The sequence below is a fragment of the Streptomyces griseiscabiei genome (assembly GCF_020010925.1).
GTDB classification, from domain to species: domain Bacteria; phylum Actinomycetota; class Actinomycetes; order Streptomycetales; family Streptomycetaceae; genus Streptomyces; species Streptomyces griseiscabiei.
Genome location: NZ_JAGJBZ010000002.1, coordinates 3,941,982 through 3,950,223, shown reverse-complemented (window position 1 = coordinate 3,950,223; position 8,242 = coordinate 3,941,982). Strand labels below are relative to the sequence as shown.

Sequence of the window (8,242 nt, the reverse complement as noted above, 5' to 3'; positions counted from 1 at the left end):
CGGGCGACTGCCTGGAGCCCTTCGCCCTCGACTTCAATCACGGTTCCGATGCCGAAGCGGTCGTGCTCGACAACGTCGCCGGCCTCCACGGTGTCGACGCGGGGCCCGGGCGCGCGGCCGCGTTCCGCCTGGTGCTCGGCCCGGTACTCCATGACGGCTTGGGCACCGGTCGCGAAGGCGGGGCCGACCGGTTCGGGCTCGGTCGCCTTGGCCGACCGCCAGCCGCCGTGGGGCGCGGGCGCGTTGTCGTGCGGGGGCTGTTGCGGGGGCAGGGGCACGGTGTAGCGCACGGTCGGGTTGGGCTGCTCCCACCACGCGGGGGTGCTGGCCGCTGGTGCGGGCTCGGGTGCTCGACGCCGTCCGCCGGCAACGGGGGCCGGCGGGTTGGTCAGCAGCGCCAGCAGGGCCTCGACGGTCGGGCGTCGTACGGACTCCTTTTGCAGGCAGGCCGTGAGAGCGGGTCGCAGGGTGTCCGGGATCGCGGTGAGGTCCGGCTCGTGGTGCACCACCCTGTGCAGCAGCGCGGGTACGGTGCCGTGTCCGAACGGGCCGATGCCGGTAGCGGCGTAGTAGAGCACGGCCCCGAGCGAGAAGACGTCGCTGGCCGGGCCGGTGGTCGCGCCGTTGGCCTGTTCGGGCGACATGTAGGCGGGGGTGCCGAGGATGCCGCCGACGGTGGTGAGGGTGGCGGCGGTGTCCGTGCGGGCGATCCCAAAGTCGATGATGCGGGGCCCGTCTTCGGTGATCAGGATGTTCGCCGGTTTGAGGTCGCGGTGAGTGATGCCTGCATCGTGGATGGCTGCCAGCGCTTCGGCCAGGCCGGCCGCGAGCACCAGCAGGTCGGTGGCAGGCAGGGGTCCGTTGTGTCGGACGCACTCGCCGAGGTCGGGGGCGTCGAGGTAGGCGGTAGCGACCCATGGGCTGGCGGCATCCGGGTCGGCGTCGACGACGGGCGCGGTCCAGAAGCCGCTGATGCGGCGGGCGGAGTCGATCTCGCGGCGGAAGCGTTCCCGTACCCCGGGGTCGGAGGCCCGGTCGGCATGGACGGTCTTGACCGCGACGCGACGGCCGCCGGGCGACTGGGCGAGGTAGACGGTGCCCATGCCGCCGGCGCCGAGGCGCTCCAGGACGAGGAAGGGCCCGAACCGTTCGGGGTCTCCCGTGCTCACCGCAGGCACTCCTTGTGGGCGTGTGTCTGTGGCCGCGTATGGCGGCCTTTTCAACATACCCGCCGGAGTAGGGCTATTAGCACACGTAACGAGCAAAGAGATAGAGAGACAAGTCGATACTCAGCTTTGGAAGTGACCGACTACGTCCCGAGATGGGCACATGAACTCGAATATCGTACTGGGAATTTGACTGGCATATGCGTAGCCTTGCGACTACGCAAACGCATAACCGCAGCTTGGATCAGGCCGCGGCTGTGGACTGCCGTACATGGCATCTGGGGCAGCGGTCTGCCGCACCGCGTCGTACGGGGAGACCACGTGACACGAGCACAACGCCGCCCTGCGGGACTCACCGCTGTTCGCATCCGGAAGCACGCAACCGCCGTGCTCCTCGCGGGAAGCCTGCTGGCACTGGCCGGTTGCAGCGACAACGAATCAGATGCGTCGCCCTCCGAGTCCAGCAAGAGTCCTAGCGCGAGGGCCTCCGCCTCCCCCAGTTCCACGCTTGATCCGGAGCAGGCCGCAGTCCTCGCCGTCTACACCCAGTCCTGGCAGGCCCAGATCGAGGCCTACGCCAAGGCGTCCTCCGAAGGCACCGACTTGAGGAAGACCACCACGCTGCGGGCCCTGGGGCTCATTGAGCAGGACCTGGACACCATGCGGGAGGCCGGGCAGGTGACGACCGGGAAGCCGGTGATCCACCCCAAGGACCCCACGGTGACCGACGGGGAGATTCCCAAGGCCACCCTCACGGACTGCGTCGACACGACGAACTGGACGCTGATCGACGAGGCCACGAAGAAGAAGGTTCCGCTGCCGTCAACGCGGCTCATCAAGTACGTCAGCATCGCAAAGCTCGAGAAGTGGGGGACGAAGTGGATGGTCACCGAGTTGACCGCTCAAAAGCAGACTTGCTGATATGGCGCTCCGCGCTGCTCGGTGCCGCTCTCGGCCTGGCCGTCGCGGGCACCGCCCAGGCCGACGACCCGGATGTCGGTGCGGGCAAGTGCCAGGTCGTCAAGTTCTGTGTCGATGTCAGCGTGCCCGGCAAGACCGGCGGGGAAGACCAACAGGCCGGCTCGCAGGACAGCAGCGGCGACAGCAAGCTGAAGTGCAAGTACACCAAGATCGACCCGGAGCCACCGGCCAATGCGAAGGAAATTTGGAAGGGCGCGGACCCGAAGAAGAGCGACCTGTACTTCTACGGGTGCTCTGACGGCTCCCTCGACAACCCGGACGGATTCGTCGTCGTCCCCGCAGGCCAGCAGCCTCAGCAGCAGGCGAATCCACAGCAGTTGGCGCAGCAGGCCGTCGACTCCATGACGCTGCTGGGTCCCGACATCGACATCAACCCCAAGCCCGGTGGCAAGGGACTGGTGGGAATGCCGGTATGGATGGCCGTGGACCAGTCTCAGACGACCTGGGGTCCGAACACAGCAAGCGCTACAGCCGGCGGGATCACCGTGACCGCGACGGCGAAGGTGGCAAAGGTCGTGTGGTCGATGGGCGACGGCTCCTCGGTGACCTGCACAACGCCGGGCACCGCCTACCAGAAGTCGTACGGGCTGAAGAAGTCGCCGGACTGCGGTCATGTGTACAACCAGCCGTCGACCGACACCTCAGGCGGCACGTACAAGGTGACCGCGACCTCGACCTGGGTCATCGACTGGAACGGCGGCGGGGCCAACGGCCAGCTGACCGAGGTCCGCAACTCGTCGGTGACCGTGACCATCGTCGAGTCGCAGGCAGTCAACTCCTAAACGTCGCACGAGATCGAAGGGCCTTCAGGCCGATGGACAGCACAAAGACCTCCTTTGCGCCGCGCCGCGACGCAACTCGGCAGCCCGACCTGCCCGTCAGCACCGGCACGAAGAAACGATCAGGCCGTACGTGGTCGGTACCCGTTCTGCTGGTCCTCGTCACGCTGATCGGCGCGCTCGGCGGAGCCGTCGTCGTGGCGCGAGCCGGTGACCGCACCGATGTCCTTGCCGTCGCGCGGGATGTCCCGGTCGGCCAGCAGGTCACCGCACAGGATGTGAAGGTCGTGTCGTTCGCCGAGGATCCCGGCCTGTCCCCGATTCCCGCCGCCGACCGTGCCTCGATCGTGGGCCAGCGCGCGGCAGTTGACCTGCACCCCGGCGATCTGCTCACACGCTCGCAGCTGAGTGCGCGCGGCGGGCTGGGGGACACCGAGCAGGTGGTCGGGGTCGAACTCAAGCGGGGCTTCGTGCCGCGCGACGAACTGCGGCCGGGCGACAAGGTGGCCGCCGTCGTCCTTCCCGCCCAGGTAACGGACACGGGATCCGCGGGATCCGGGTCCAGCGAAAGCGAAACTCCGGACACGATCGCGGCGACCGTGAAGTCGGTCGGCACCCCGGACTCGACTGGCGCCCTGGTCGTGAACCTGGTGGTGGCGCCCGCGGACGGCCCCCTGCTGGCGGCGAAGGCGGCGGCCAAGCAGATCGCCCTGATACGGCAGCCCCGCCAGAGCGGGAGCTGACCGTGGCTCTGATCGCTTTGGTGTCCGCGAAGTCGGACGGAGTCACCACCTCGGCGGCGGCCCTGGCCCTGGCCAGCCGCAGGCCGGTGCTGCTCGCCGAGCTCGACATGGCCGGCGGAACGATGCGCCACGGCCTGTTGCGCGACGTTCCTCGCGGTGAACACCACGAACGCCTGGACGGGAACACCGGGCTGCACCGGTTGCCGCAGGCCGACTGGGAACGCGCCAGCGCCGAGCAGGGCTTCACCCCACAGGTCGCCCAGCACCTGTGGCCGCTCGACGACAGCGACTACCGGGTCGCGCTGCCGGGGCTAATCGATCCGAGGCAGGCCGCCTCCCTGACGTCGACCTGGCCGACGCTGCTGAACGTGCTGCAGCTGACGGACCAGCAACTGGGCTGGGACGTCCTGGTCGACGGCGGGCGCATGGTGCTCGATGGCGGCCGCCTCCACCCGGTGCTCTCCCCCGCGCCCGTGCTGCGCGAGGCCGACCTGGTGCTGCTGGTGGTCCGCATGACCGAGGAATCCCAGGCGCTCGCCTACCCGATGGTGCGCGCGCTGCAGGACGATCTCGCCTCGCAGGGAGCCGGTGCCCGGGCCCTGGGGCTTCTCGTCCTCGGCGAGGGCTACCGGCCCGCCGACGTCGCCCGGGGCCTGGAGACAGCGGTGCTTGCCACCCTGCCATGGGACGAGACAGCTGCCGCCTACCTGCGCACCGGCGGACGGATGCCGCGCGGGGTGACCCGCTCCCGGCTGATGCGCGCCGCGCGGGACATCATGGGTCCGCTGCGTGAACACGCCGACCGGCGACGTCTGCACCTGCAGATGCGGCAGGTCCAGGCGGCCACCCCGGCGGTCGAGCGGATCGTCCAGCAGCTCGCACAGCGGGGGGTCCGCCATGGCTGACTGGCGCGGCCAGAACGGCACCAACGGACAGAACGTGGCCACCCGGTTGGGAGGCCTGCTGTCCGAGCACGCCGCGACTCACCCGTCCGCACGCCCCGCACCTCCCGCCGCCCTTCCGGGCCTCGCGCCGGCGTCGGCTCCCGTAGCAGTGGAACCTGCTCCCTTGGTCCCGCCGGGGGCCGGACCTTCCGACATCGCCACGGCGACGGTCCTGCCCGGGGCGCTTCCCGTGCCCTGGGGGGAGATAACGAAGCTGCGGCAACTGGTCGCCGACGACGTCGACCGGATCAAGAAGGACCGGCGCCAGGCCGGTGCGCCGCTCGGCGATAAAGACCTGGAAGAGGCCGTCCGCGCCCGAGTGCGCTCCCGGGTCGCGGAGTGGGCGCAGGCGTGGTCGCTGAACAACCCGCCGCTGTCGGGCGAGGAACTGGAGCGGGTCCGCACCGAGGTCTTCAACCTGATCTTCCTGGCGGGTGCGCTGCAGCGGGTCCTTGACCGGCCGGGCGTCGAGGACGTCCTAGTCGACGGCGAGTGGATGTACATCGACTCCCACGGCAGGCCGCGCGAACGGGTCCGCTCCCCATTCGCCAGCAGGTCACAGGCCGTCGAGTGGGTCAATCAGATGGCCGCGGCATCCGGGCATGGAGAGCGGCTGCTGTCGTACGCCACCGGCAAGGTCGAGTTCGATCTGCCGGACGGCTCCCGTGTGGCCGCGACGCTGCTGACCGACGACGTGACGATCGCGGTCCGCCGGCACGTGGCCGAAGCTGCCACCCTCGCCGACCTGGAGAAGTGGGGAGCCGTCGACACGATCGTCGCCTCGTTCCTGTCGGCGGCGGTGAAGGCGGGCCTGTCCATCATCATCGCGGGCGACATGGCCACGGGTAAGACCACGTTGATGCGGGCCCTGGGCCGCGAAGTGCCCGCTCATGAACGGCTGGCGACGCTGGAGAGCGAGCCGGAGCTGAGGCTGAACCACGACGACCCGGACCGTCACGCACACGTGCTGGCCTTCCGTACGCGGGAGGGCAACGGCGAGCGGGACGCCATCGGGCGGGTCACGCTCGCCGACCTGGTGCCCGTCTCCCTTCGCTACAAGGCGACGAGGGTCATGGTCGGAGAGGTCCGCGGCGATGAGGCCGTGGCCATGCTGGAGGCGATGATCGCAGGCGGTGCGGGCTCGATGTGCACCCTGCACGCCAAAGACCCCGAGGCCGTGATCGACCGGCTGATGGTGCCGCTGGCCCGCGCCGGGCTCAGCGATCAGGCCTCCTACCGGCTCATCGCAGCCGCCGTCGACCTCATCGTGTACGTGGACGCGATCGACGAGACCGACCAGGGCGGCCAGGTGCACCGGTTCGTCTCGCACGTGTGGGAGACAGCCGGCCGCAGCGAAGGCGGCGGGGTGGCGTTGTCGCAGCTCTTCGCGCCCCGCGAGGACACCGTCGAGCCGCGGGCCATGCCCACCCGTACGCCGATGAACGAGCGCCGGTTGCGCAAGCTGGAACGCAAGGGGTTCCACCGGCGCTGGCTAGTCGACTACCCGAACGGGGAGTGGCGGCCCCTGCGTCGAGCGGGAGGTGCCGCGTGACCGCGTCCTATCTGTCCGCCCTCGGCATGCTCGCCGGCGCGGTGGTGGCCCTGAGCCTCACCGCGGTCGTCGCCGCACTGCGCGGTTGGCGTCCGGCCATGCCGGGCTTGCGGCCCGGCCAGGTGCGGGGCCGGCTGGTGCGCGCGGTCGAGGAACTGCCGCCCGGCTGGCGGGACAACTACCGGCTGCTGCTGGCCGGGTCCGCCGGCGCGGGAGTGCTGATGTGGGCGGTCACCGGGTGGCCGGTGCACGGGCTGCTCGCGTTCGCGGCGGTGGCCGGGCTGCCGTTCGTGCTGTATCCGGGTGGTTCGGGCCGCACCGAGGTGGCCCGGCTGGAGGTGATCGCGGAGTGGCTGCAGCAGCTCGCCAGCGTGCGGGCCGGCGGCAAGCCGCTGGAGTCCACGATCGTGGAACTGGACACGGTTCCGGCGCTGTTGGAGCGGCCGGTGGGCCGGCTGGCCGACCGTCTGGGCTCCGGGATGCCCGCGCGATGGGCCTATCGGGGACTTGCCGATGACCTTGCCAGCCGTATCGGCGACGACATCGCCCAGCTGTTCATGGACCACGTCACCAGCCGCGGCCCCGGCCTGGCGCGCGCGCTGTCCGCGCAGGCCTCCCTGGTCGCGCGGCAGGCAGCCGATCTGCGGGACATCGACGCCGAGCGCGCGAAAGCGCGCTCCGAGGCACGGAGGGTGTCCCTGTTCGCGATCGGCGTGGTCGCGGTGATCCTCGTCAACGGCAGCTACTCCGAACCCTTCGCGACCCCAGTCGGCCAGCTCGGACTGCTGGTACTGGGCCTGCTGTTCGTCGCGTCGCTGCTGTGGCTGCGCAAGATGGCCGTGATGGAGGACGAGCCGCGCACCCTGCTCACCGCCGAGGAACGCGCGAAGGAGCAGGAGAAAGAAAGTGAGGCGGCATGAGTCTGTCCGTCCCCGGAATGCTGTTGGGCGGGCTGACCGCGCTCGGCGGCACGCTCGCGGTGCGCATTCTGCTGCCCAAGCGGACGCCGCTCGATCAGGTACTGCGCCGTACCCACGCTCCCGCCCCGCGCACCGCGTCCGCCCCGACGGCGGCGAAGGGTCCCTCGCAGTGGGCGGACCGGGTCGGTGCCCGGTTGATGGAGACCGACGCGTTCGTGACCCGGCTGCCCGCCCGGGACCTGAGCCTGCTGGAGATGGCGCCTGCCTCGCTGCTGGGCCGCTGCGCCCTGTACGCGCTGGGCGGGTTCCTCATCCCGCAGTGGATCATTTTCCTTCTGCGGTTGGGCGGCCTGGAGCTGCCGTTCGCCGTCCCAGTGGCCGCCGGGCTCGGTGTCGCTCTGTTCATGGTGTTCAAGTGCCTGGAGGATGTCCGCGAGAAGGCCACCGACGCCCGTCTTGAGTACCGCTACTACCTCGCGTCGGTCCTGGAGCGGGTCGCTCTGGCCCGCAACTCCGACGCCGGCGCGGCCGAGGCCCTCGCCCGGGCCGTCGAGTCGGGAGACGGACGCGCCGCGGTCCGTATCCGGGACACCGTCGAACACGCCCGCCTGGCCGGGGTCAGTCCCTGGGACGCCCTCGGCGGGCTCGGCACCGAGCTCGGCGTGCCCGACATCGCCCGCCTGTCGGCCAGCTTGTCTCTCGCGGGCGAGGAACAGGCGGCCGTCTACGACCAGTTGGAGGCCCAGGCCGAGGTCGTGCGGCGGGGTCTGCTGTCGGACCGCAAGGAGAAGGCGAACGTGGCCACGGAGAAGATGCATGTGCCGTCGCTGGCGATCGTCTTCCTGATGGCCGTCTTCCTTCTGGCTCCGGCCCTTGTCCGCATCCTGTCGTTCTGACCTGCCCACACGGCGCGTTCGAGTGAGCGCCGTGAACTTCTGGAGGAAATTCATGCACACCGTACGAAGCCGTTTCTCTCTCGTGCTGGGCGCGCTGCGCCGACACGGTGCTGTGATCCGCGCGCAGGCGCAGGACCATGGCGCCTCGGCCACCGAGTGGGGTCTGATCCTGGTCGCCGGGGGCACGATGGTCGGCGTCGTGTACGCAGCCGCCAACACCACGGTCGGCGAGAAAGTCACTCAGATCCTGGGCTTTTGATC

9 protein-coding genes are annotated in these 8,242 nt (G+C 70.1%); 8 read left to right on the top strand and 1 reads right to left on the bottom strand.

The genetic code is table 11. From position 1 onward, the window contains the following. The coding region (locus J8M51_RS33975; RefSeq protein WP_267299687.1) for a serine/threonine-protein kinase at nucleotides 1–1,169 on the bottom strand (1,169 nt) is incomplete at its 3' end. Nucleotides 1,170–1,487: 318 nt separating this feature from the next. Here J8M51_RS33975 and J8M51_RS33970 point away from each other — a divergent pair. Genes J8M51_RS33970 through J8M51_RS33935 form a run of 8 tightly spaced genes read left to right on the top strand, consistent with a single transcriptional unit; the run spans nucleotide 1,488 to nucleotide 8,240 of the window. Continuing rightward, the gene (locus J8M51_RS33970) at nucleotides 1,488–2,087 is read left to right on the top strand and encodes a hypothetical protein (protein WP_267299686.1); all 600 of its coding nucleotides are present in this window, start codon (nucleotides 1,488–1,490) and stop codon (nucleotides 2,085–2,087) included. Further along, a complete protein-coding gene (locus J8M51_RS33965) occupies nucleotides 2,081–2,929 on the top strand; it encodes an ATP/GTP-binding protein (protein WP_256965090.1) in 849 nt (282 codons plus the stop codon). Before J8M51_RS33970 ends, J8M51_RS33965 begins: the two co-directional genes overlap by 7 nt. 32 nt (nucleotides 2,930–2,961) lie before the next feature. Continuing rightward, a complete protein-coding gene (locus J8M51_RS33960; protein WP_086757238.1) occupies nucleotides 2,962–3,669 on the top strand; it encodes an SAF domain-containing protein in 708 nt (235 codons plus the stop codon). A 2-nt stretch (nucleotides 3,670–3,671) separates the two neighbouring features. Further along, nucleotides 3,672–4,574 carry a hypothetical protein gene (locus tag J8M51_RS33955; RefSeq protein ID WP_086757240.1) on the top strand — a complete coding sequence of 301 codons (903 nt, stop codon included), beginning with the start codon at nucleotides 3,672–3,674 and terminating at the stop codon, nucleotides 4,572–4,574. Continuing rightward, nucleotides 4,567–6,165, top strand: a complete 1,599-nt coding sequence (locus J8M51_RS33950; RefSeq protein WP_086757242.1) for a CpaF family protein — start codon at nucleotides 4,567–4,569, stop codon at nucleotides 6,163–6,165. Before J8M51_RS33955 ends, J8M51_RS33950 begins: the two co-directional genes overlap by 8 nt. Next, on the top strand, nucleotides 6,162–7,085 hold the full coding sequence (locus J8M51_RS33945) for a type II secretion system F family protein (RefSeq protein ID WP_086757244.1): 924 nt from the start codon (nucleotides 6,162–6,164) through the stop codon (nucleotides 7,083–7,085). Before J8M51_RS33950 ends, J8M51_RS33945 begins: the two co-directional genes overlap by 4 nt. After that, nucleotides 7,082–7,981, top strand: coding sequence for a type II secretion system F family protein (locus tag J8M51_RS33940; protein WP_086757246.1), 900 nt, complete (start codon nucleotides 7,082–7,084; stop codon nucleotides 7,979–7,981). Before J8M51_RS33945 ends, J8M51_RS33940 begins: the two co-directional genes overlap by 4 nt. Before the next feature lie 22 nt (nucleotides 7,982–8,003). Beyond that, nucleotides 8,004–8,240 carry a hypothetical protein gene (locus tag J8M51_RS33935; RefSeq protein ID WP_143673234.1) on the top strand — a complete coding sequence of 79 codons (237 nt, stop codon included), beginning with the start codon at nucleotides 8,004–8,006 and terminating at the stop codon, nucleotides 8,238–8,240. Nucleotides 8,241–8,242: the final 2 nt, after the last annotated feature.

What these genes read in the sequence shown, in the direction of transcription:
- J8M51_RS33960 (WP_086757238.1), top strand. Translation starts at nt 2,962, where the DNA reads ATGGACAGCACAAAGACCTCCTTTGCGCCGCGCCGCGACGCAACTCGG.
- J8M51_RS33950 (WP_086757242.1), top strand. Translation starts at nt 4,567, where the DNA reads ATGGCTGACTGGCGCGGCCAGAACGGCACCAACGGACAGAACGTGGCC.
- J8M51_RS33940 (WP_086757246.1), top strand. Translation starts at nt 7,082, where the DNA reads ATGAGTCTGTCCGTCCCCGGAATGCTGTTGGGCGGGCTGACCGCGCTC.